Here is a 22,966-nt window from a genome sequence, read left to right on the forward strand (position 1 = left end):
AACGAATCGGACGCGGGGGAACGCGGGCGGGCCGCACGCCGGTGGCCCGGCGCGGGCGCCCGCCCCGCCTCACGGGCAGCGGATGACCTGCCCCGCGTACGAGAGGTTGCCGCCGAAGGCGAAGAGGAGGACGGGCGCGCCGGAGGGGATCTCGCGGCGTTCCACCAGCTTGGCCAGGGCCAGCGGCACCGAGGCGGCGGAGGTGTTGCCGGAGTCGACCACGTCCTTGGCGACCACGGCGTTGACCGCGCCGATACGCTCCGCGACGGGCTCGATGATCCGCAGGTTGGCCTGGTGCAGCACGACGCCGGCCAGGTCCTCGGGGAGGATGCCGGAGCGTTCGCAGACCTGGCGGGCGATGGCCGGGAGCTGGGTGGTCGCCCAGCGGTAGACGGTCTGGCCCTCCTGGGCGAAGCGGGCCGGCTCGCCCTCGATGCGTACGGCGTTGCCCATCTGCGGGACCGAACCCCACAGCACCGGGCCGATCCCCGGCTCCGGCTCCTCGGACGCGGTGACCACAGCGGCGCCGGCCCCGTCGCCCACCAGGACGCAGGTCGAGCGGTCCGTCCAGTCGACCACATCGGTGAACTTCTCCGCCCCGATGACCAGCGCATGCCGCGCCGAGCCGGCCCGGATGGCGTGGTCGGCGGTGGCCAGCGCATGGGTGAAGCCGGAGCAGACGACGTTGATGTCCATCGTGGCCGGGGCGCCCAGGCCGAGCCGGGCGGCGACCCGGGCCGCGGCGTTCGGGCTGCGGTCGGCGGCCGTGCAGGTGGCGACCAGGACGAGGTCGATGTCCTGCGCGGCCAGTCCGCTCGCGGCCAGCGCCTTGGCGGCGGCCGCGGCCGCCATCGAGTCGACCGTCTCGTCCGCCGCCGCGATGTGCCGGGTCCGGATGCCGACGCGGCTGCGGATCCAGGCGTCATCGGTGTCGACGAGCTCGGCGAGGTCGGCGTTGGTGAGCACCCGGGAGGGCTGGTAGTGGCCGAGCGCCAGGACGCGTGACCCCGTCATGAGTTCCCCTGTAGGTACGTGGGCGGGCGGGTACGCGACCAGTCTCACCCCTCGGTGCCGGCCGGCGGTTGCGCGATCCGCCAATGTTCCGCCGTCAGAACTGGAGACATCCAACCGCCGGGCCGGGTCCGCGGGCGCCCCGCACCGTGCCGGGGACGCGCAGGGTGCGGGGCGGGCGCGTACGGACAGGGGACAGCGGTCCCGTCCGCCCGATCCAACGGCAGGGCCGCGCCGCCCCAGGGAGATTGAGCCGCCCGTGGGCGCGCCGCCGGGTACGCCGCGGCCCCGGCAGCGGGGTGCTGCCGGGGCCGCGGTCCTGGACGGTGCCGTCAGCCGGCGGTCCGCTCCGGCGTCAGCGCCCGGAAGCGCCGCAGCCGCAGGCTGTTGCCGACCACGAAGACCGAGGAGAAGGCCATCGCGGCGCCCGCGATCATCGGGTTGAGCAGGCCGGCGGCGGCCAGCGGCAGCGCCGCGACGTTGTAGCCGAAGGCCCAGAACAGGTTGGTGCGGATGGTGCCGAGGGTGGCGCGGGCGAGGCGGATGGCGTCCGCCGCGGCGCGCAGATCGCCCCGTACGAGGGTCAGGTCGCCGGCCTCGATGGCGGCGTCGGTGCCGGTGCCCATCGCCAGCCCCAGGTCGGCGCGGGCCAGGGCGGCCGCGTCGTTGACGCCGTCGCCGACCATGGCGACCGAGCGGCCCTCGCCCTGGAGGCGTTCGATGACAGCCACCTTGTCCTCGGGCAGCACCTCGGCGATCACCTCGTCGATGCCGACCTCCTTGGCGACCGATGCGGCCACCGCCTTGTTGTCGCCGGTGAGCAGCACCGGCGTCAGACCCAGGTCGCGCAGCCGGCGCACCGCCTCGGCGCTGGTGGGCTTGATCGCGTCGGAGACGACCAGCACCGCGCGGGCCGCGCCGTCCCAGCCCACGGCGACCGCGGTCCGGCCCGCCGCCTCCGCCTCGGCCTTGGCCGCCGCCAGCGCGGCCGGCAGCTGCTGGCTCCAGTCGGTCAGCAGCCGCTCGCGGCCCACCAGGACGGCGTGCCCCTCGACGATGCCCTGGACGCCGAGTCCGGGGACGTTCGCGAAGTCCTCCGGGGTGGGCAGCGTCCCGGTCGCCTCCTCGGCGGCGGTGGCGATGGCGCGGGCGATCGGGTGCTCGGAGGAGTGCTCCAGGGCGCCGGCCAGCCGCAGCGCCTCGTTGCGGGAGACGCCCTCGGCGAGGTGGACGCCGGTCAGCGTCATCACGCCGGTGGTGACCGTGCCGGTCTTGTCCAGGACGATGGTGTCGACCTTGCGGGTGGACTCCAGGACCTCGGGGCCCTTGAGGAGGATGCCCAGCTGGGCGCCCCGGCCGGTGCCGACCATCAGCGCGGTCGGGGTGGCCAGGCCCAGGGCGCACGGGCAGGCGATGATCAGTACGGCCACGGCGGCGGTGAAGGCGGTCACCGCGCCCGCGCCGGTGCCCAGCCAGTAGCCCAGGGTGCCGACGGCCAGCGCGATGACGATCGGGACGAAGACCGCGGAGATCTTGTCGGCGAGCCGCTGCGCCGCGGCCTTGCCGTTCTGCGCGTCCTCCACCAGGCGCGCCATCCGGGCGAGCTGGGTGTCCGCGCCGATCCGGGTGGCCTCGACGACGAGCCGGCCGCCCGCGTTGACGGTCGCCCCGGTGACGCTGTCGCCGGGCGCGACCTCCACCGGCACGGACTCGCCGGTGAGCATCGACGCGTCCACGGCGGAAGCGCCCTCCACCACCTGCCCGTCGGTGGCGATCTTCTCCCCGGGCCGTACGACGAACCGGTCCCCGACGCGCAGCTCGGCGGTGGGGATGCGCACCTCACGGCCGTCCCGCAGGACGGCGACATCCTTGGCGCCCAGTTCGAGCAGCGCCCGCAGCGCCGCGCCCGCCTTGCGCTTCGACCGGGCCTCGAAGTAGCGGCCCGCCAGGATGAAGGTGGTGACGCCGGCCGCCGCCTCCAAATAGATGCTGCCGCTGCCGTCCGTACGGGCGATGGTCAGCTCGAAGGGGTGCGTCATACCGGGCATGCCCGCGGTGCCGAAGAACAGCGCCCACAGCGACCAGCCGAGCGCGGCGAGGGTGCCCATCGAGATGAGCGTGTCCATCGTGGCGGCGCCGTGCCGCAGATTCGTCCAGGCGGCCTTGTGGAACGGCAGGGCGGAGTGGACCACCACCGGGGCGGCCAGGGTCAGCGACAGCCACTGCCAGTTGGTGAACTGAAGGGCCGGGACCATCGCCATCAGGACGACGGGGACGGTGAGGGTGAGGGCGACGAGCAGCCGGCGGCGGAGCGCGGCGAGGGTGTCGTCCTGTGCGGCGGGCCCGCCGCCGCCGTCCTCGGGGGGTGCCGGGGCCGGTGGCTCGGGGAGCGCGGCGGTGTAGCCGGTCTTCTCCACGGTGGCGATCAGGTCCGCGGCCTCGACCCCGCTGTCCTCCGCGACCGTCACCTGCGCCTTCTCGGTGGCGTAGTTGACGGAGGCGGTGACCCCCTCCATGCGGTTGAGCTTCTTCTCGATACGGGCGGCGCAGGAGGCGCAGGTCATCCCGCCGATCTCCAGCTCGACGCGGTGCTCCGTGATCGCGGTCGTCATGACTGCTCCTCCATGTGCTGCGAGTGCTGCGCGTGCTTTCCGGGGGTGTGCGGGGCCGTGCCGTACCGGACGGTGCCGGGCCGGGGCGACCCGGCACCGCTGACCGCGCGGCCGAGGCCTGCGGCGTCCAGTACACAGAACGATATACCCCCTAGGGGTATTCCGCCAAGCCGTCAGGTCGTCACCGCGCCTCCGTCTCCCGGCCCGCTCCTTCGGCCCCTTCGGCTCGCTCGGGCCCCTCCGCTCCCGCCGCCCGCCGCGCCCGGTCGCCCATCGCGCGCAGATACGCGACCAGCTCCGCCGGCTCCTGCACCGTGAACTCGTGCCCCAGCATCGTCAGCCGCATCGCCAGCCACTCCAGCGAATCCGGCGTGCTGCGCCACCGGCACGACCGCGCGTCGATCGCCTCCACCTCGCCCGCCCGGCCGCCCAGCCGCGCCGCCACCTCCGCGGCCGGCGCGTACACCGTCGCCACCGCCCGCAGCGGCGCCGGGCCCATCCCCTGCATCCGCTCCTGGACGTAGGCCGCGGCGTCGGCGGCGGGCAGCTCGCGCGGCGCGGTTCGGGCGCCCGTCGCGAACGCCTCGGTCAGCCGGTCCACCCGGAAGGTCCGCCAGTCCTCGCGGTCGTTGTCGTACGCCACGAGGTACCAGCGCCGCCCGGCCGCCACCAGCCGGTGCGGCTCCACCAGGCGCTTGGTGCGCTCGCCCGCGCCCGCCTGATAGCGGAACCGCACCCGCTCGTGGTTGGTGATCGCCGCGGCGAGCACCGTCAGCTGTTCCGGGTCGACGGTCGGACCGTCGCCGGCCGGCATCGGTACCGTGGCGCTGCCGAGCGTGCCCACCCGCCGCCGGAGCCGGGCCGGCAGCACCTGTTCCAGCTTGGCGAGCGCCCGTACGGACGCCTCCTCTATGCCCGCGATGGTGTGCCCGGCCGCCGAGCGCAGGCCCACCGCGATGGCCACCGCCTCCTCGTCGTCGAGCAGCAGCGGCGGCATCGCCGTACCCGCGGCCAGCCGGTAGCCGCCCACCGCGCCCATCGTCGCGTGCACGGGATAGCCCAGATCGCGCAGCCGCTCGATATCGCGGCGGATGGTCCGGGAGGTGACCCCCAGCCGCTCGGCGAGCTCGCTGCCGGGCCATTCGCGCGGGGTCTGGAGCAGGGACAGGAGATTCAGGAGTCGCGCCGATGTCTCACTCATGCCGTCGATGATGCAGGAGGAAATAGGACTGGAGCTGTCCTATACGGCACCTACTGTCGAAGACGTCCGCGGATCTCCGCCGGACGCCTCGTCCCCCGCTCAGGACCTTTCAGGAGAACGCCTTGACCACGACCGTCCCCGCCCCCGCAGAGGCGGCCGAAGCGGCGCCCGCACCGGCCCCCGCCGACCGCAGACGCTGGATCGCCCTCGCCATCGTCCTGACGGCGAGTTTCATGGACCTGGTCGACGCGACCATCGTCAATATCGCCATCCCCAGCATCCAGCGGGACACCGGCGCCTCCTTCAGCGCCCTCCAGTGGGTCACCGCCGGCTACGCCCTCGCCTTCGCCCTCGGGCTGATCACCGGCGGCCGGCTCGGCGACATCTACGGCCGCAAGAAGCTCTTCCTGCTCGGCATGGGCGGTTTCACCCTCGCCTCCGCGCTGTGCGGGTTCGCCGGGGACCCCGGGATGCTGGTCGGTGCGCGGGTGCTGCAGGGCGCGATGGCCGCGCTGATGGTTCCGCAGGTGCTGGCGATCATCCACGTCACCTTTCCCGTACACGAGCGCGGCAAGGTCTTCGGGATGTTCGGCGCGGTGATCGGCCTCGGCGCGGTCTGCGGCCCGCTGATCGGCGCGCTGCTCACCCAGGGCAACATCGCCGGCCTGGAATGGCGCCCGATCTTCCTGATCAACCTGCCGGTGGGCATCGCCGGCATCCTGCTCGGCGGCCGCTTCGTCACCGAGTCCCGGGCCCCGCGCGCCCTCCGCCTCGACCTCGTCGGCACCGCGCTGGCCACCCTCGGCCTGCTGATGATCCTCTACCCGCTCACCCAGGGCCGCGAGTCCGGCTGGCCACTGTGGGGCTTCGTCGCGATGGCCGCGAGTCCGCTCGTCTTCGTGGTCTTCGTCCGCTACGAGCGCGCCAAGGCCCGCAAGGACGGCTCGCCGCTCGTGGAACTCTCCCTCTTCCGGATCCGGACGTTCGCGGCCGGTGCCGGCGTCCAGCTCACCTTCGGCGCGGTCAGCGGCCTGTTCTTCCTGATCTGGACGCTCCATATGCAGCTCGGTCTGGGGTGGGGCCCGCTGCACGCCGGGCTGACCGGGGTGCCGTTCTCGCTCGCCTGCTCGGCCGCGGCCGGGATGTCCGTACAGAAGCTGGTGCCGCGCTTCGGCCGCAAGGTCCTCCAGGCGGGCGCGCTGATCATGCTGTCCGGGGGACTGCTCTACCTCTGGGAGGCCGGGCACTACGGCACCGCGCTGCAGTCCTGGCAGATGGTCCCCGCGATGCTCCTGATGGGCGCGGGCATGGGCCTGATCGTCGCCCCGATCACCGACTCGGTGCTCTCCGAGGTGCCCACCGAGCACTCCGGATCGGCCTCCGGCATCTTCAACACCACCGGCCAGCTGGGCATGGCGCTCGGACTGGGCCTGTCGTCGGTGGCCTTCTTCGCGGTGACGGACGGGGCGGGCGGCGGCACGCCGGGCGCCGCCTTCGTCTCGGCCACCACCCACGCCCTGTGGTGGGTCTCCGGCGGCCTGGTCGTCGTCCTCGGCCTGCTGTTCCTGCTGCCGCGCCGGGTGCGGACGCCGGACGTCCCGGCCGTCTGACACCCGCGCGCCCCGCCCCCCGCCGTCCCGAAGCCAAGGAGCCCCGAGCATGCCGCCGGCCGCCTTCCCCCTCACCTGGCCCGAAGTCAGCACCCGCCGCCTGGAGCGCGCGGGGCTCGCCGGGGCGCCCCTGGCGCCGGACCCGGCCCGGATCGCCGCCGCGATGTGCGGGGCGCACGCCCAGGTGCTGTCCGCCGCCGAGCTCTCGCTGATGCTGCGGACGGACCGCGGCACCCGCACCGCCGTACGCGACGCGTTGTGGACCCGGCGCACCCTCGTCAAGACCTACGGCCCGCGCGGCACGGTGCATCTGCTGCCCACCGCCGACCTGCCGATGTGGACCGGCGCGCTGTCCGCCGTACCGCTCGGCAACAGCCCCTTCCCGCAGGACGTACGGCTCACCCCCGACCAGACCGACCAGGTCCTCGCCGCCATCGAGGACGCGCTGGCGGACGCCGAGCTGACCATCGACGAGCTGGGCGAGGCGGTGGTCGCCGCCACCGGGCCCTGGGCCGGCGACCTCGTGATGCCCGCCTTCCAGACGCTGTGGCCGCGCTGGCGGCAGGTGATGCACCGGGCCGGCCAGCAGGGGGCGCTGTGCTTCGGCCCCAACCGCGGCCGCAAGGTCACCTACACCGGCCCCCGGCGCGCCCTGCCCGGTTTCCGCCCGATGGCGGGCCCCGAAGCCCTCGCCGCGCTGGTGCGGCGCTACCTCCACGCCTACGGCCCGGCCACCTCCGCCGACTTCGCCAGCTGGTTCGGCGCCCCGCCCCGATGGGCGGCGGAGCTCTTCGCCTCCCTGGCCGACGGCCTCCAGCAGGTCGACTTCGCCGGCTCGCGCGCCTGGATCCTGGCCGGCGACACCGCGGGCCCCGCCGCCGACCCCGCCGGCATCCGGCTGCTGCCGTATTTCGATGCGTACGGCATCGCCTGCCGGCCCCGCGACCTGCTCTTTCCCGGCCGGGCGGCGGAGCGGGCGCTGGCCGGGCGGCAGGCCGGGAACTATCCGCTGCTGCTGATCGACGGGGTCGTCGGCGGCGTCTGGCACCAGCGCCGCGCGGGTCGTCGCGTCCATGTCACGGTCGAGCCGCTGGCGCCGCTGACCGCCGGGCAGCGGCGCGCACTGGCGGCCCAGGTGGGCCGGACCGGTGAAATCCTGGAGGGCGAGGCGGAGTTGACGATCGGCACGGTCACGGTGGGCGCGCACGCCTAGCCGGACGCCGCCGCGAGGACCCGCCCGCGGGCCCCCGCCGGGCCGTAAAAACAGGCCCTTCTCCCTGCCCTTCCCGGGCCGGGGCCTTCATACTGGCCGGGTGTCGATGATCAGCAACCTCCGCAAGGCCGTCCGGCTGCCGCAGCCGCGCACCCGGGGAGTCGACCTCAGTCACCCGGCACGCTCACCGCTCGGCACCGCCGTGGTCAACTGCGCGGTGTACGTGGACGGCGTGCGGCAGGACGGCAACCACCCGGCCGATGTCGCGATACGCCGGGTCCGTCAATCCGGGAGCGGATTTGTCTGGATCGGGCTGCATGAGCCGTCCGAGAAGGAATTCGCTGGAATTGTCGAGCTGTTCGGGCTGCACCCCCTCGCCGTCGAGGACGCGGTCTACGCCCACCAGCGGCCCAAGCTGGAGCACTACGACGATTCGCTCTTCACGGTCTTCAAAACGGTCCGCTATGTCGAGCATGACCGGCTCACCGACACCAGCGAAGTGGTGGAAACCGGCGAGATCATGGTCTTCACCGGCGCCGACTTCGTGATCACGGTGCGGCACGGCGGACATGGCTCGCTCGGCCCGCTCCGGGAGCAGCTGGAGTCCGTCCCCGAGCAGCTGGCGCTCGGCCCCTCCGCGGTCCTGCACGCCGTCGCCGACCTCGTCGTCGACGACTATCTGGACGTCACGGCCGCCGTGCAGGTGGACATCGACGACGTCGAGAGCGAGGTCTTCTCCGTACGGGGCGGCGGCGGGGCCGGCCGGATCTACCAGCTCAAGCGCGAGCTGCTGGAACTCCGGCGCGCGGTGGCCCCCCTGGACCGCCCGATGCAGGAGCTGGCCACCCAGCCGATGCGGGAGGTCGACCCCCGGATCAAGACGTACTTCCGGGACGTCGCCGACCACCTCGACCGGGTCACCGAGCAGATCACCGCGTTCGACGAACTGCTCAACTCCATACTCCAGGCCCATCTCGCCCAGGTCACCGTCGCCCAGAACGAGGACATGCGCCGCATCAGCGCCTGGGTCGCGATCCTGGCCGTACCGACCATGGTGTGCGGCGTGTACGGCATGAATTTCGAGTACATGCCGGAGAAGCACTGGACGTTCGGCTATCCGCTGGTGATGGCGCTGATCGTGGCGATCTGCTGGGTGATCCACCGCGGCTTCAAGCGGAACGGGTGGCTCTAGGGTCTGTCCGATGTCCTAGGGTCTGTCCGATGTCCGTGGGCCCCGGCCCGCCACCTGCCGGGGCCGGGCCGCGCCCCACCCCGCCGCGATCTGCGGGAGCAGCAGCGCCAGCAGGACGGCCAGCGGGACGGTCCAGCCGCCGGAGGCGTCGTGTACGGCGCCCAGGACGGCCGGGCCGGTGGCGGCCAGGATGTAGCCGAAGCACTGGGCCATGCTGGAAAGCTGGGCGGCGTGCCGGGCGTCCGGGGCGCGCTGGACGATGAACAGCAGCGCCAGGCTGATCGCCGCGCCCTGGCCGAGGCCCAGCAGCGTCATCCACACGTAGGCGCCGCCGGCCGGCGCGACCAGCATCCCCGCCAGGCCCGTCGCGCACAGCGCCGCGCCCAGCGCCGCCAGCACCCCGGCGCGCAGCCGGCGGCCCACGACGACGGGGGAGAGGAACGAGCCGGCGATGCCCAGCAGCGAGGAGAACGAGAGCATCCAGCCGGCGTCGCCCGCGCTCGTCCCGGCGTCCTCGAGCATGGTCGGCAGCCAGGCGGCGGCCGCGTAGTAGCTCAGCGACTGCAGGCCCATGTAGCCGGTGACCTGCCAGGCCAGCGGGTCGCGCCACAGGCCGCGTACCGGGTGCGCCGCCTGCCGCGCCGCGGCCGCCGTCACCCGCGTACGGGAGCGCACCTGCGGCAGCCACACGACCAGCGCGACGACCGCGAGCGCGCCCCAACAGGCCAGCGTCGCCTGCCAGGTGAGACCGGCCGCCTGCTGCACGGGGACAGTGATCCCGGCGGCCAGGGCCGCGCCGCCGAACAGCGACATGGAGTACAGGCCGGTCATCAGCCCGGCGCGGGCCGGGAAGTCGCGCTTGATCAGGCCGGGCAGCAGGACGTTGGCGACGGCGATGCCCGCGCCGATCACGACCGTTCCGGCGAACAGCGCCACCACGGAGTCCAGCAGCCGCAGGGCGGTGCCCGCGCAGATCAGCGCCATGGTGCCGAGCAGCGACCGCTCCGTTCCCAGCCGCCGCCCCAGCCGCGGCGCGACCGGCGCCAGCAGCCCGAAGCAGAGCAGCGGCAGCGCGGTGAGCAGGCTGGTGGCCGCGGCCGACATTCCGCTGTCGTCGCGGATGGTCCCGGCCAGCGGCGACACGGCGACCAGCGCGGGGCGCAGGTTCAGGGCCAGCAGGACGACGCCGATGCCGAGCCAGAGGGCGCGGCGGCCGGTGACGGAGGGGGCGGGGGAGGGGGTGAGAGTGGGGGCGGGGGCCGTGGGGGCGGATCCCGGCTCCCGGGTGGCTATCGGGCCGTCGTCAGGCATCTGCGTCGCCTCCGGAAGCATCCGCGTCGTCTCCGGGGATCCGCTCGTCCGTCCCGCGCAGGGCGTCCATCGCCTCGGTCAGATGCGCCAGCGCCGCCCGTTCCGCGGCCTCCGGGTCCCGGGCCTCGATGGCGTCGACGATGGCCTCGTGGGACGCGTACTGATTGCGGACGGCATCGGGGACGGGGGCGCCGACGACCGACTGGAGCGTCGCGCGCAGGGCGTCGCTGAGGTGCGCGTACAGCTCGGCGAGGACGCTGTTGTGGGCCGCGGCGGCGACGGTGCGGTGGAAGTCCATGTCGGCGTCGATGAACGCGGCCGTGTCGCCGCTCCGCCAGGCGAGATCGCGTGCGGCGAGGGCGCCGCGCAGCGCGGCGAGGTCCTCGTCGGTACGGCGCCGCGCGGCATGGCGCGCGGCGTCCCGCTCCAGACAGGCGCGGACCTCGTACGCCTCCAGGTCCTCGGCCCGCCGCAGCCGGCGCTGGACGGCCGCGCCGAAGTCGCTGCTGGCGCGGACGTAGGTGCCGTCGCCCTGCCGCGGCTCCAGCATTCCGGTGTGCACCAGGGCGCGCACCGCCTCGCGGACGGTGTTCCGGCCGACGTCGAGCTTCTCGACGAGCACCGGTTCGGCGGGGATCTTCGTCCCGACCGCCCATTCGCCGCTGGCGATCAGGCTCTCCATCTGCTCGATGACCAGGTCCACCAGGCTGGTACGGGCGGTGCTGCGCAGTGGCACAGGGCTCCTCCGTCTTCTCCGTCGCGATTCTACCGGTGATGGGAACATCCCATGTTTCGCGCTGTCAAACGACGGGGGTTAGCCTGAGGCCGCCGATGATCTCGGCCGGACACCGGACCGCCGGACACCGGGCACCGGCCACTGGACGATCTCGGGAACGCTGCGGAGAGAGCCGAACGACCATGGACATGCGAGCCCGGCGGGCGGCGCCCTGGCAGGGCCAATGGCCGGTGATCGGCGTGGTGGCGGCGGGCGGCGCCATCGGCGCCGTGGCCCGTTACGGCGCCGCGCTGCTGTGGCCGACGGCGGCCGGCACCTTTCCCTGGACCACCCTGACCGTCAATGTCATCGGCTGTGCGCTGATGGGCGTACTGATGGTGCTGATCATCGAGCTGTGGTCGCCGCACCGGCTGGTGCGCCCCTTCCTCGGCACCGGCATCCTGGGCGGCTTCACCACCTTCTCGACGTATGTGGTGGACATCGCGCGCCTGGTGGACGCCCGGCGGGCGGCGCTGGGCCTGGCCTACCTGGCGGCCACCCTGCTCGCCGCGCTGGCGGCCGTATGGGGCGCGGCGGCCCTGACCCGCACCCTCCTCGAATTCCTCGAACTCCCCGGACAGAGGCGGCGATCGGCATGACCCGGTTCGGCGGCCCGGCGCTGCGGCTCACCGCGATCGTCGGCGAACACCAGGTGCGGCACCATAAGCCCCTCTACGCGGAGATCGTGCACCGCGCCCACGCGGCCGGGCTGGCCGGCGCGAGCGTCTTCCGCGGCATCGAGGGCTTCGGCGCCTCGTCTCTCATCCACACCCAGCGGCTGCTCTCCCTGAGCGAGGACCTGCCGGTCGCGGTCGTCGTCGTGGATGCGCCGGAGCGGGTGCGGGCCTTCGCGCCGCAGGTGGTGGAACTCGTCGGGGAGACCGGGCTGGTGACCCTCGACCGCTGTGAGGTGCTCTCGCCCGGTGCGCCGAGCGGTACCGGCCACGGCGGTACGGACGACGAGGGTACGGACGACGACGGCGGTACGGGTGCCGGCGGCGCGGCGGCGGGCGGGCGCGGGTGAACTGGTTGCTGGTGGTGGCCGGTGCGGTGGTCGGGGCGCCGCTGCGGTATCTCACCGACCGTCTGGTGCAGTCCCGGCACGACAGCGTCTTCCCCTGGGGGACGTTCACCGTCAATGTCTGCGGCTCGCTGATCCTCGGGCTGCTGACCGGTGCGGTCACGGCCGGCGCCGCCTCCTCGCACCTCCAGCTGCTGCTCGGCACCGGGCTGTGCGGCGCCCTGACGACCTACTCGACCTTCTCCTACGAGACGCTCCGGCTGGCGGCGGACGGCGCCCGTCTCTATGCCGCGGCCAACGTCGTGGGGAGTGTGGTGGCCGGGCTGGCCGCCGCGTTCGCCGGGATCGCCTGCGCACAGGGGCTGTGGGGCTGACGCGGGACCCGGTATTTCCCGGAGTCTGGCGGGTACCCTCCGCGTATCCGGCGCGATCGTAGCGATCGGCGGAACGGGGGAGGGCCCATGGCAGAGGTGTTCCTGCGGCGTCTGACCAGGTGGCAGGCGGAGAACCAACGGGAATCGGTCGCCGATCTCTACGTCGCGGCGCACCGCGATCCGCCCGCCGCCGACGCGGCCCCGGGCCGGCCGGACCGGGCGGAATTCCTGCGGCGGTTCACCGGGCACGACATCCAGCGCCCCGGCTTCGAGATGGTCATCGGCAGCGATCCGGCGCTGGCCGGCTGCTGCTACGGCTATCCCGCCGACCGCGAGGGCGACCGGCGCGGGGAGTACTCCCTCGGGCCGGCGGGGGAGCTGCCCCCGGAGCTGCGCGAACCGGCCGCCACGGGGCGGCTGTTCCTGATCGCCGGACTGATGGTGCTGCCCGCGTACCGGCGGAACGGGGTCGCCACCCGCCTCCTGGAGACGCTGCTGATCCGGAGCAACGCCGTACTGGCGCTGGCCGCGCTCGGCGCCGACAACGCCCCGGCCAGGGCCGCGTTCCGCTCCTGGGGCTGGCGGCCGCTCGACGAGGGTCCGTCACCGTCCGGCGCCGCCGGGCCCCGACGGGAGGCGTGGACGCGCCCGTTGCCGTAGCCGTTGCCGTAAAGGGCGGCACTCTGCAGAGAGAAAAGCACTGGGGCCCGGGAGAACGAACTCACCGGGCCCCACCGCTGTCGCGAACGCGTGGGAGGAACGCGGTCGCCGCCGGCGGCGCCGTTGCCGCCGGCCTTGCCCGCATCGCCCGCGCCGCCAGGGTCCGAGGGCCGGCCGCCAGGTACCGGCCCTCGGCAGCCACGCCGCAGTCGTGGCCTCAGCCGCTGTCGCAGCTGGTCAAGGGGTGGTTCAGCGCTTGAGGCCGTTGGCCCAGAGCTGGTCCACCTGGGCACGCTCGTTCGCGTCCGGCTGGGTGTTCTGGCAGGACGTGCCGGGCCCGCCACCGGACATCAGCTCGCTGCAGGGACCCTCGTAGTGGTCCGGCAGCCCCAGCACATGGCCGGTCTCATGGGCCGTGACGCGGGTGGAGTTGTATTCCTGGTTCTGCTTGTAGTCCAGGAAGACAAAGCCCTTGCCGTGGCCGTCGGTGCTGGCGTACGAGCCGCGCGGGTCGTCGCCCTCCTTGTACTGGAAGTCGCCGCCGCTGCCTTCCTGGAGCTTGACGTTCTGCACGGCGCCGTTCCATATGGACGCGCTCTCGGCTATCTGGCTCTTGAACGTCGGTGCCGCGCTCGCGTCGTAGGTCACGGTGACCGACTTCAGGCCCGGGTGCGCCTTCATCTTCGCCATGGCCGACTTCATGACGGCGTCGAAGAACGCCTTGGTGTCGGCCTTCTCGGCGGCCGAGCCGGTGTACGCGGCGATGGAGGCCCGCGTGCTCTGGTGGGTGGAGGTGTGGGTGGCGGGGGAAGCTGCCGAGACCGGCGCGGCGGCCGCGAGCGCGGCGGCCAGGCCCAGGCCGAGCGCTGCCGACAGCGCCGTCTTGGGAGAGCTCATGTGGGGGGCTCCTTAATTTCCGAGGGCCGCGGTCGCCGTGTGGGGCGGCGACCGGGGCCCTGCGGATTTCTTGGTGCCGTTGAGTCTGGACGGAGTTCACCCACGGGGCGGAGATGTTAAGTGGTGATAGCACCAGGCAATACCCCGGCGATACCCGCACCAATGCCGCCGGAAAAAGACCGAGTTCGGGCGGGTTTGAGAGGCTGGTGTGACCGATGCCGACGTTTTATGCTCCGGACGTGGAGCTCGAGGTAAGGCATCTGCGCGCGCTGTGCGCCATCGCCGACTCCGGCAGCGTACGCAAGGCGGCCCGGCAGTTGGGGATGACCCAGCCTTCCTTGACGACTCAGCTACGGCGCATCGAGAAGGCGCTGGGCGGCCAGTTGTTCTTCCGGGAGCCGACGGGCAGCCGCCCCACGCCGCTGGGGCACACCGTGCTGTGCCGGGCCCGCCCGATAGTGGCCGAAATGCGGGCGCTGGTCGACGAGATCGCCACCGCGTCGGTACGCGAGCGGGGTGCGCGACTGCACATCGGCAGCACCAACAGCCGTGCCGTCGCCGGCTGGCTGCGCCGCCTGCGCGTCCGCCTCCCGGACACCGACACGACCATCCGGACCGACGTCTCCGCCAATGCGCTGCTGCACATGGTCGCGTCGGGCCAGCTCGATGTGGCGTTCGTGCACGAGGTCGAGGGCGCGCCGCTACGGGTACCCGACGGCCTGGTCGAGCATGAACTGATCGCCAGGGAGCCGCAGTTCATCGCGATGTCCGACACCCATCCCGCCGCCGCCCGCGCCGTCGTGCGGGTGCGGGACCTCGCCGACGACCAGTGGATGGTCGACCCGACCGTCGACGGCGAATGGGCGGGCCTGCGCCGCATCTGGACCGCCGCCGGGATCAACCCCCGTGTGGTGCACGGCGATTACCTCACCGCCGTCGACCTGGTCACGGCGGGCGAGGTGGTCACCCCCTGCCAGCCGACCGCCCGCTCCCGCCCCGGTATGGCCGTCCGTCCGCTGCACGGCGACCCGCTGGCCGTACGCCTCTTCATGGCCTGCCGCCCCGACGGCACCCCGGCCGTCCCCGCCGAGGCGCTCTTCGCCGATCTGACCTCGTCGTACATGGAGATCGCCTGGGCCACCGAGGCCTACCGCGACTGGCTCATCCGGCATGACGGCCCGCTGCCGCTGCCGCTGCCGGTCGCCGCCACCTGACCGGCCCGCCCGCGCCACGACGGCCGGTTCTTGCCGCTACGACGGCCGGTTCTCGCCGCCCTGCTCCGCCGCCCGCTGTTCCAGCAGGGCCCGCTCCCGGGCATTGCGGGCCAAGGACGCCGCCCGCAGGAACTCCTCCCGCGCCTCCGCCGTCCGCCCCAGCCGCGCCAGGAGGTCGCCCCGTACGCTCGGCAGCAGGTGATAGCCCGCGAGGGAGGGCTCCGCCGCCAGCTCGTCCACCAGCGGCAGGCCGTGCTCCGGCCCGAACGCCAGGGCCACCGCCACCGCCCGGTTCAGCTCCACCACCGGTGACGGCGCGATGTGCGCCAGGGCCTCGTAGAGCATCGCGATCCGCGGCCAGTCCGTCGCCCCGGGTGTCCGCGCCCGCGCATGGCAGGCGGCGATCGCGGCCTGCAGCGCGTACGGGCCGACCGTGCCGCCCAGCTCCTCGGCGCGCGCCAGGGCGGCCAGCCCGCGCCGGATCAGCAACCGGTCCCAGCGCGAACGGTTCTGCTCCAGCAGCAGCACCGGCTCACCCGCCGGCCCGGTCCGCGCCGCCGACCGCGAGGCCTGCAGCTCCATCAGCGCCACCAGGCCGTGCGCCTCCGGTTCCTTCGGCAGCAGTTCGGCCACCATCCGCCCCAGCCGCAGCGCGTCCTCACACAGCGCCGGACGCATCCAGTCGTCCCCGGCCGTGGCCGCATACCCCTCGTTGAAGACCAGGTAGATGACCTCCAGTACCGACGACACCCGCGCGGCCAGCTCCTCCCCGGCCGGCACCTCGAACGGCACCCGCGCCTCGGCGAGCTTCTTCTTCGCCCGCACGATCCGCTGGGCGACCGTCGCCTCCGACACCAGGAAGGCCCGCGCGATCTCCTCCGTCCGCAGCCCGCCCACCAGCCGCAGCGTCAGCGCGACCCGCGCCTGTGTGGGCAGCACCGGATGGCAGGCGATGAACACCAGCCGCAGCAGATCGTCCTCGATCTCCGCGCCCGCCACGACCCGCTCGAAATCGGCCTCCGCCCAGCCCGGTTCGCTCTCCGTCTCGCGCCCCAGGACCTCCACCTTGCGGGCCAGCCGCTCCCGTCGGCGCAGCAGATCGATCGCACGGTGCTTGGCGGTGGCCATCAGCCAGGCGCCCGGATTCTGCGGAACGCCGGTTTCCGGCCACCGCTCCAGCGCGGCGACGAGGGCGTCCTGCGCCAGCTCCTCGGCCTGCCCCACATCCCCCACGATCCGGGTCAGCCCGGCGATCAGCCGCGCCGACTCGATCCTGAAGACCGCCTCGATCGCGCGGTGCACCTCGCTACTTGCCGTCACGGGCACCCATCAGAGCAGTCCGTCCCCGCCCCGGCAATCCGCACCGCGGGGCGGGGGCCACGGCCTGCTCAGCCGAGGTCCTCGCCGGGCTCCTCCACCTGGCGGATCTCGGAGGTCAGCTCCCACTCGTCGCCGTGCACCCGCAGGAACCGCGTCGCCCACTCGACCGCCTCCTCCTTCGACGCGGCCTGGATGAGCGCGTACCCGCCGATGACCTCCTTGGCCTCGGTGAACGGCCCGTCGGTCGCATCGATCTTCCCGCCCTTGAGATGCAGCCGGGTCCCTTCCGCGGTCGGCCGCAGCCCGGCGGTGTCCAGCAGCACCCCCGCCTTGGTCATCTCGTCGAGCAGCTTGCCCATCTCCGCCATCAGCTCCGGGCTCGGGCCGCCGGCCGGCATCGACTTCTCGTCGACGTTGAGCAGCATCATGAAGCGCATCGCGATCTCCTGTGCAGTGTGTGATCCGCAGGGCGTGAACCGCCCCCTTGCTTACGCGACGAACGGACCGCGCCGTATTCGACACCCCCGCGAAGATTTTTCTGCACCCTGTTTCCCGAACCGCTTCCCTGTTTCCCGAACCGCTTCCCGAGCCCCTGGGAGGAACCGCTCCGTGCAGCTGCCCCATGTCCATCGCATCACCAAGTACGACCCCCGCGACCGCGACGACCGCGGCCGCTACACCGGCCCCGAGGACACCGACAGCGACCACGGCCCCGTCGAGGCGGCGTATCTCGGCGCCGTCGCCGCCTTCGCCGAGGAATCCGGCGTCGGCACGCTGTCCGTACGCGAACCCGAGCACACCGGCCACCCCGTCCCGCCCGGCTTCCACGACGGGGCACGGGTCCCGCTCCCCGCCGCTCTGGAACTGATCCGCGGCATGCTCCGCGGGTCCGGGGGCTGGTGCCGACTGGAGGCGGCGGACACCTTGGAGGCGGCGGACACCTTCTTCGTCCACGTCGGCCGGGACCAGTACGTCTACGTCGGCAGCCACGCCCCCTGCCCCGAGGCCCTCGCCCGCACCCGCGCCCTCGGCCTCTTCCCCGAGCCGCTGCCCGCCTCCCCGTACGCCTTCGACCCCGCGGCGCTGCCACCCGGCCCACAGCGCCCGGCCGACGACGTCTTCTGGGACCGGCTGGCCTGGCTCCTGAACTCCGACGGCGACCTCACCCTGGAGGAGTCCCCCGTCGCGAACGCCTCCCGCCGGCACCGCCTCACCCGCGCCACCCTCGACACGGTCCGCGCCGCCCTCGCGCCCCGCGCCCAACTCACCGTCCTGCGCGACGGCGACCCCCTCCTGACCGCGGTCCTCCCCGACGGCGACGGTGTCCTCCGCGCCCGCTGGCGCCCCGAACCGGCCCCGGACGACGCCCGCTGGGCCGTCCTCATCACCGTGCACCGCGACGAGGTCCGTACGGGCGTGGTGACCCGGATCGCTCCCTTCGGCGCCTTCGTGGACCTCGGCGGGCTGGAGGGCCTGATCCGCATCCCCGAGATCTCCTGGCAGCACATCGGCCACCCCGGCGACGTCCTCACCACCGGCCAGGAAGTGACGGTCAAGGTGATCGACGTCGACCCCGGACGGGAACTGGTCTCACTGTCCCTGAAGCAACTCGACGCCGCGGGGCCGACGGAACGGTGCGGCGGCTGAACACACGGAACCCGGCCCTCGCGCCGCGCGTCCCTGCGTACCGGGTCGGCGGTGCCGGTCAGGGCGGCGGTACCGGGCCGGGCGCCCGCTCGCCGGCCGCCGGGCGCCACATCCGCCCCTCGGGCAGATCCTGACGGGCCCCCAGAAAGTAGTCCACGCCCTCCGCGAGGGTCCCGGCGCCGAGGATCTCCGTCAGCGCTCCCCGCATGCCCGCCTCAAGGGGATATTCCCCGCCCGTCATCCATACGTCCTCACCCAGGTCGAAAAGGTGCCGGACGCGGAGAAATTGCTCCCGGGGCAGCCTGGCGTACGCCACGAGCTCATCGTCGGGGCCGAAACCGGTCAGCTCCCAGGCGAGATGGTGCCCGTCGGTGAAGGGGTAGGTGTCGTCCATCGCGCCAGGCTACGGAAGCGGGGCGGAAGAAAAACCTGGGCCGCTGGGACGCGAGCCCGGACCCGACCGGCCCCGTGCCGGGCACCGGCGACCAGGTTCGGAAGGCCGGAAATACGCAGGAAATACCTGGTCACCCCAGACTTTTCCGGCCGGTGGGCGGAGTGGTGCGAAGACACCAAGGCGCCGGGAGTTCCTCGCGTACCGGCTCCGCCGCGGGTGCCGTTTCCGCTGATCGACAACGCCGGGCCGCACCCGCGGGCCCGGGGGCAGGTCCGCGCGATGCCCCGCTGCCTGTATGTATCCGACGGGCGAAGGCTGAGCCGCCGCGTCGGCCTCCCGGACCGAAGCGAACCTTCGCAAGGATGGTTCATGTCGGATTGATCCCTTTTGGCGTAACGTGGAAAGCGGGTCGGAGCACGCTCACGTGCGATGACCCGGAAGGGCGGCTCCGGCGGGTATACGCCGGAGCCGTTGGCCTGCTTCCGTCAGCGCGCCCTGCGGCGAAGCGCTCGCGCGCGCGTCGTGCGGAGTACGGTGAGGTAGCAGGGCCGTATCGCGGTCGCACGCTCTGCGGTCGCACTGCTCTCTGCGGACGGGCGGACACCATGGCCGACTCAGACACCCCCGGCATCCCCAGGCTCCTGCCGGACGCCGTCCACCGGTCGGCGAAGCCCGGCACGGCCCTGCTGCGGCTGGAGACGACACACGCACGCGAGGGAATCCTGGACGGCGCATGGTGGCCGCGGTCCCGGGACATCGGCGCCGAGCTTCCCTCGCTGATCACCGCGCTGACCGAGTATCTCGGGCCGGTCACCCGAGTCGGCCTGGACAGCAGCGCCTGGGACGAACTGCCCACCCGGGTGATGGTCGACGGCCGGGTCGTGCACATCGACTCCTTCCCCGTCGGTGACGACACCGTCCTCATCACCCGGGGCGACCGCGACCATTTCTCCCTGATGCTGGTCCCTCCGGACACGTCGCCCGACGCGGCACGCGACGCGATGGCCAGGGCCGTACGGGCCGACAACGTCACCGAGGCCAAACAGATCCTCATCGATACGGGCAGCGACACGCCACCTACGCCGGCCTGACACGTCCGCCGCGGACGCCCCCCGCCGGCCCGGACGCTAGATGCGGGCGAACTTCACCGTCTGCTGGGCGAATTCCCGGGCCATGGCGGCGCTGACCGTGGGCTTGGTGTCGCTGATCGTGTCCAGGTAGTCGTCCGTGGTGGGGGCGGCCCGGTCTCCGGTGTCGAAGGTGCGCTCGAACTGGGCCTGGGAGACGGTGCGCGCCGCATGGGCGATGTCGGCGGGGGTGAACCCCTCGCTGGCGGACGCGAGAACCGCGCTGTCGGCCCGCGCGCCCGCCCGGGCCAGATAGCTCTCCCACAGCGCGGTCCTGGCGGTGGGGTCGGGAGGGCCGATCGGCAGCACGTAGTCGAAGCGGCCGTGTCGCAGGAACGCGGAGTCGAGCGCGGTCACGTTGTTCGTGGCGCAGACGAGCAGCCGTCCGTCCTGGCTCCGGAACCGGACGATCGCCTTGAGCAGTTCGTTGACGACGCCGACAGCGGTCGCGTCCGCGCCGCCGCGTTCGCCGGCGATCTCCTCGACCTCGTCGATGAAGACGAGGACGTGGTCGAGCCGGGCGATCTCGTCGAAGCGCCGGTTCAGCCCGGTCGCCAGGCCGTACTCGGCGGCCAGACGGGCGGGGAACAGTTCGAGGAAGGGCCATCCCAGGCGGCTGGCGATCGCGTGCGCGAATGTGCTCTTACCGGTCCCGGGCGGGCCGAACAGCATCACCGCCCGGGGCAGTTCCACTCCGTGCTGGGCGGCCAGTTCGGGATGGGCCAGCGGCAGGACCAGGCGCCGCTCGATGAGCCGCTTCTCCCGTTCCATGCCGGCGACCTTCTGCCACAGTCCCCCCGGCGGCAGCTCCGCTCCGAGCGAGGACAGCGTGCCGGCCGACTGCGGCGTCACCGGCCCGCGCTTTTCGAAGAAGACCAGCCCGGGGCGGGCGCCGAAGTCGCAGTTGCGCAGGGCGGTGGCACCGGTCTCGCCCTCGGGGAGGACGGCGTGCACGGCCCGGACACCGGCGGCGAAGAGCCGTTGCTCAAGGGCGGTGATCAGGGCGCTGCCCAGCCCGCGCTGCCGCCAGCCGGGCGCCATGCTGATGCGCAGGATCCATGCCCGTTCGCCCTCCACCCTGCTCACCGCGGCGCCGATCAGCACGTCGTCGGCCGTGGCCACCACGGCCGGGTGGCGGGCCTGGAGGGCCGTCACGGCGTCCGAGAGCGGGAAGAGCGGCGGCTCCTCGGTCGTGCCGCTCTCCATGTCGACTCGGATCAGCGCTTCGAGATCGTCCTGGGTGTAGTCCCTGACCCGCCAACCCGTCATGATCAGCTCCGCGTGTTCGGCCGTACTCCCATCATCGGCCGATGACCGGAGGTCGCGCGCGACAGGCGCCGGCCGCGCGTCCGCCCTGGTGGCACGGATCGCTCGCCCGCACCACCGCGGTACGGAGAGTGAACCCGCCGATGGAGGATCGCGTCGCCGGCTCCGCCGGTAGGGCGTTCGCGGGCAGCGGCGGGAGGGGAACGGGCCGCGTGCGTGCCGTCGGCCGTGTCCATGATGATTCGGCGGTCGGCTCACTCCAGGAGGGCGAGGTGGTCGGCGGCACCCCCGCGCGTACTCCCTTCTCCGTGTGTTCGATGCGGTTGACCCAGCGGATGAGTTGCTCCTCGCCGGACTGCTCTCCACCGGCTTCGTGTTCCTCGACCAGCCCGTCGGTGAAGCACAGCACCCGGTCGCCACGCTGGAGCATCTGCTCGCCGATCCGGGGCTCTTCACCGCCGAAGCCGACCGGCAAGGTGGTCGGGCCGGTCAGTTGCCGCACGACCTGGTGGTTGCGGATCAGCAGCGGTGCGGGGTAGCGGAGCGGGGTGGCCCGCGTTGACCCACGGCAGGTGGCCCGTTGCGATGTTCAGGCGCATCGTCTGCGTGGTGACGAAGTGCTCGGGCCCGAACTGCTCCGCGATGGCCCGGTCCGTGAACGCGTAGATCTCGGACAGGCCGATGTCGGCGCGTCCGGCGTGCCGGTGGGCCCCGACGGCGACGGTCGCCGTCGGGGCGGCGTCCAGGCCGTGGCCCCTCGCATCGACCATGGTCAGGTGCAGGATGTCCTCGTTGAGGGGTCCAGCAGCACCCCCGGCAGCCGCTCGCCGAACCCTTCCGAACGGTCCACCATGCCGTTGTCCGGCCGCCGCTCACCTTGTGCCGTGGCCGCGCCCGTGCACCGATGTCCTCAAGGTCTCGGTCACCGCGTCCCTGCTGACCTCGTGCCGCGGATGCGGCGCCCGCCCCGACACGCTCGGGGCCGTCCGGCGGTCATGGCCGAGCCGCTCGAACCTCTCACGTGCTCCGTACACAGGGCTCCCGACACGACCGTGATCAACTTTTCCGGAGTGACGCGGCCGACCGGGCCGAAGCGCCCATTACGCCAAACCTGGCATGTCACATGTGATCAGGACAGATGGCTTTCCACCCCGTTGTGCACCACATCCTCCACGGGGCGGCACCGTACGAAGCCCCGCCCCGGCAATCCGTCGCGCCGCAGTGCGCGCCTCTGTCGCCGGCCGTCGCGGCAGACCTCCGGGCCTCCCGCGAGGTACTGGCGGAGGGCGCTTGGGGTGGTGTCCGGGAAGTTCTCGGGGGCTGCGTCGACGTCGACCCACCGGACCCGGGCGTGCCGGCGAGCGGCTGTTCACGAGGGAGGAGGGCGAGCCCCTCAACTACCGCCGCGGGAAGACGGAGTGGAACTGCGCGCACCTGCGGCCGGGCGAAGAAGACCGCACCCGGACCGCCATGGACGCCGTGCTCGGCGGCCTGCGGGCCGGGTGCGGGCAGGTAGGCAATGCGACCCGCGAAACCGCAGGTCAAACGGCCTAGCCAAGGTCAGGCCTTCTTGGTCTCCCAGAAGATCCGGTCGATCTCGGCGATCAGCTCGAGGGCCTTCTCGCCGGTCTTGGGGTCGTTGGAGCCCTTGGCGGCGCTGAGCGCCTTGAGGGTGTCGTTGACCAGCTGGTGCAGCTGCGGGTACTTCTCGAAGTGCGGGGGCTTGAAGTAGTCGCTCCACAGCACCGAGACGTGGTGCTTGGCCAGCTCGGCGCGCTGCTCCTTGATCAGGACCGCGCGGGTGCGGAAGTCCGCGTCCTCGTTGGCCTGGTACTTCTCCTGGACGGCCTTGACGGACTCGGCCTCGATGCGGGCCTGGGCCGGGTCGTACACGCCGCAGGGCAGGTCGCAGTGGGCGCTGACCTTGACCTTGGGGGCGAACAGGCGGGAGAGCATGTTCAGTCCTTCCTCGTGATCGTCTTCTCAGGTGCGAGATTACTCGGTGGGGGAAGGCTTTTCTCGGGCGCCCCGGGGGTCTTAGGGCAAAAGTCCAGTGCCGGGCCGGGACTGATGGAGGATGGACCGGTGAGCGGGTCGGACCGGGGCGAGGCCGGGAGGTAC

Annotated in this window: 21 protein-coding genes and 1 pseudogene; 10 read left to right on the forward strand and 12 right to left on the reverse strand. The window is 72.9% G+C overall.

Annotated elements, in window-relative coordinates:
- Nucleotides 1–69: 69 nt before the first annotated feature.
- The 3 genes from AC5677_RS26085 to AC5677_RS26095 all read right to left on the reverse strand — a co-directional run bounded on the left by AC5677_RS26085 (nt 70) and on the right by AC5677_RS26095 (nt 4,824).
- Entirely contained in the window at nt 70–1,014 is a 945-nt protein-coding gene (locus AC5677_RS26085) for a beta-ketoacyl-ACP synthase III (RefSeq protein WP_497190353.1), read from the reverse strand.
- Nucleotides 1,015–1,343: 329 nt separating this feature from the next.
- Nucleotides 1,344–3,623: a heavy metal translocating P-type ATPase gene (locus tag AC5677_RS26090; RefSeq protein WP_497190354.1), complete on the reverse strand. Its 2,280-nt coding sequence runs from the start codon at nt 3,621–3,623 to the stop codon at nt 1,344–1,346.
- A gap of 181 nt (nt 3,624–3,804) precedes the next feature.
- Nucleotides 3,805–4,824 (reverse strand): helix-turn-helix transcriptional regulator, encoded by a 1,020-nt coding sequence (locus AC5677_RS26095; RefSeq protein ID WP_497190355.1) that lies wholly within the window; start codon nt 4,822–4,824, stop codon nt 3,805–3,807.
- Between the two features lie 122 nt (nt 4,825–4,946).
- Between AC5677_RS26095 and AC5677_RS26100 the strand changes: the two genes are divergently transcribed.
- The 3 genes from AC5677_RS26100 (at nt 4,947) to AC5677_RS26110 (ending at nt 8,839) form a co-directional block, all read left to right on the forward strand.
- Nucleotides 4,947–6,434, forward strand: a complete 1,488-nt coding sequence (locus tag AC5677_RS26100; protein WP_497190356.1) for an MFS transporter — start codon at nt 4,947–4,949, stop codon at nt 6,432–6,434.
- 49 nt (nt 6,435–6,483) lie between these two features.
- Complete coding sequence (locus tag AC5677_RS26105; RefSeq protein ID WP_497190357.1) at nt 6,484–7,647, forward strand: winged helix DNA-binding domain-containing protein; 1,164 nt, start codon at nt 6,484–6,486, stop codon at nt 7,645–7,647.
- Between the two features lie 106 nt (nt 7,648–7,753).
- Complete coding sequence (locus AC5677_RS26110; RefSeq protein ID WP_497196761.1) at nt 7,754–8,839, forward strand: magnesium and cobalt transport protein CorA; 1,086 nt, start codon at nt 7,754–7,756, stop codon at nt 8,837–8,839.
- 15 nt (nt 8,840–8,854) lie between these two features.
- On the opposite strand, the gene AC5677_RS26115 is transcribed toward AC5677_RS26110, so the two are convergent.
- A complete protein-coding gene (locus AC5677_RS26115; protein WP_497190358.1) occupies nt 8,855–10,150 on the reverse strand; it encodes a CynX/NimT family MFS transporter in 1,296 nt (431 codons plus the stop codon).
- Nucleotides 10,143–10,886 carry a FadR/GntR family transcriptional regulator gene (locus AC5677_RS26120; protein ID WP_497190359.1) on the reverse strand — a complete coding sequence of 248 codons (744 nt, stop codon included), beginning with the start codon at nt 10,884–10,886 and terminating at the stop codon, nt 10,143–10,145. Before AC5677_RS26120 ends, AC5677_RS26115 begins: the two co-directional genes overlap by 8 nt.
- A gap of 182 nt (nt 10,887–11,068) precedes the next feature.
- Here AC5677_RS26120 and AC5677_RS26125 point away from each other — a divergent pair, with 182 nt between their 5' ends.
- The 4 genes from AC5677_RS26125 to AC5677_RS26140 all read left to right on the forward strand — a co-directional run bounded on the left by AC5677_RS26125 (nt 11,069) and on the right by AC5677_RS26140 (nt 12,980).
- Complete coding sequence (locus AC5677_RS26125) at nt 11,069–11,524, forward strand: FluC/FEX family fluoride channel (RefSeq protein WP_497190360.1); 456 nt, start codon at nt 11,069–11,071, stop codon at nt 11,522–11,524.
- Nucleotides 11,521–11,949, forward strand: a complete 429-nt coding sequence (locus AC5677_RS26130; RefSeq protein WP_497190361.1) for a DUF190 domain-containing protein — start codon at nt 11,521–11,523, stop codon at nt 11,947–11,949. Before AC5677_RS26125 ends, AC5677_RS26130 begins: the two co-directional genes overlap by 4 nt.
- Nucleotides 11,946–12,320, forward strand: a complete 375-nt coding sequence (gene crcB, locus AC5677_RS26135; RefSeq protein ID WP_497190362.1) for a fluoride efflux transporter CrcB — start codon at nt 11,946–11,948, stop codon at nt 12,318–12,320. The genes AC5677_RS26130 and crcB overlap by 4 nt, the downstream gene beginning before the upstream one ends.
- A gap of 87 nt (nt 12,321–12,407) precedes the next feature.
- Complete coding sequence (locus AC5677_RS26140) at nt 12,408–12,980, forward strand: GNAT family N-acetyltransferase (protein ID WP_497190363.1); 573 nt, start codon at nt 12,408–12,410, stop codon at nt 12,978–12,980.
- A 249-nt stretch (nt 12,981–13,229) separates the two neighbouring features.
- Here AC5677_RS26140 and snpA read toward each other — a convergent pair whose 3' ends face one another.
- Complete coding sequence (snpA, locus tag AC5677_RS26145) at nt 13,230–13,877, reverse strand: snapalysin (protein ID WP_497190364.1); 648 nt, start codon at nt 13,875–13,877, stop codon at nt 13,230–13,232.
- A gap of 215 nt (nt 13,878–14,092) precedes the next feature.
- Between snpA and AC5677_RS26150 the strand changes: the two genes are divergently transcribed.
- Nucleotides 14,093–15,091: a LysR family transcriptional regulator gene (locus tag AC5677_RS26150; RefSeq protein ID WP_497190365.1), complete on the forward strand. Its 999-nt coding sequence runs from the start codon at nt 14,093–14,095 to the stop codon at nt 15,089–15,091.
- A gap of 36 nt (nt 15,092–15,127) precedes the next feature.
- Here the strand turns inward: AC5677_RS26150 and AC5677_RS26155 are convergent, their stop codons facing one another.
- The gene (locus tag AC5677_RS26155) at nt 15,128–16,417 is read right to left on the reverse strand and encodes an RNA polymerase sigma factor (RefSeq protein WP_497190366.1); all 1,290 of its coding nucleotides are present in this window, start codon (nt 16,415–16,417) and stop codon (nt 15,128–15,130) included.
- A gap of 62 nt (nt 16,418–16,479) precedes the next feature.
- Complete coding sequence (locus tag AC5677_RS26160; protein ID WP_497190367.1) at nt 16,480–16,848, reverse strand: YciI family protein; 369 nt, start codon at nt 16,846–16,848, stop codon at nt 16,480–16,482.
- A 172-nt stretch (nt 16,849–17,020) separates the two neighbouring features.
- Here AC5677_RS26160 and AC5677_RS26165 point away from each other — a divergent pair, with 172 nt between their 5' ends.
- Nucleotides 17,021–18,058 carry a S1 RNA-binding domain-containing protein gene (locus AC5677_RS26165; protein ID WP_497190368.1) on the forward strand — a complete coding sequence of 346 codons (1,038 nt, stop codon included), beginning with the start codon at nt 17,021–17,023 and terminating at the stop codon, nt 18,056–18,058.
- A gap of 58 nt (nt 18,059–18,116) precedes the next feature.
- Here the strand turns inward: AC5677_RS26165 and AC5677_RS26170 are convergent, their stop codons facing one another.
- Nucleotides 18,117–18,452, reverse strand: coding sequence for a hypothetical protein (locus AC5677_RS26170; RefSeq protein ID WP_497190369.1), 336 nt, complete (start codon nt 18,450–18,452; stop codon nt 18,117–18,119).
- Between the two features lie 605 nt (nt 18,453–19,057).
- Between AC5677_RS26170 and AC5677_RS26175 the strand changes: the two genes are divergently transcribed.
- Complete coding sequence (locus AC5677_RS26175) at nt 19,058–19,543, forward strand: DUF5994 family protein (RefSeq protein WP_497190370.1); 486 nt, start codon at nt 19,058–19,060, stop codon at nt 19,541–19,543.
- Between the two features lie 36 nt (nt 19,544–19,579).
- Here the strand turns inward: AC5677_RS26175 and AC5677_RS26180 are convergent, their stop codons facing one another.
- The 3 genes and pseudogenes from AC5677_RS26180 to sodN form a co-directional block, all read right to left on the reverse strand.
- Nucleotides 19,580–20,848, reverse strand: coding sequence for an ATP-binding protein (locus tag AC5677_RS26180; RefSeq protein WP_497190371.1), 1,269 nt, complete (start codon nt 20,846–20,848; stop codon nt 19,580–19,582).
- Between the two features lie 280 nt (nt 20,849–21,128).
- Nucleotides 21,129–21,642 (reverse strand): annotated as a pseudogene (locus tag AC5677_RS26185) (PP2C family protein-serine/threonine phosphatase); the annotation flags it as partial.
- Nucleotides 21,643–22,405: 763 nt separating this feature from the next.
- A complete protein-coding gene (gene sodN, locus AC5677_RS26190; protein ID WP_129244482.1) occupies nt 22,406–22,801 on the reverse strand; it encodes a superoxide dismutase, Ni in 396 nt (131 codons plus the stop codon).
- Nucleotides 22,802–22,966: the final 165 nt, after the last annotated feature.

It is taken from the genome of Streptomyces sp. JLSY215, from assembly GCF_059682825.1.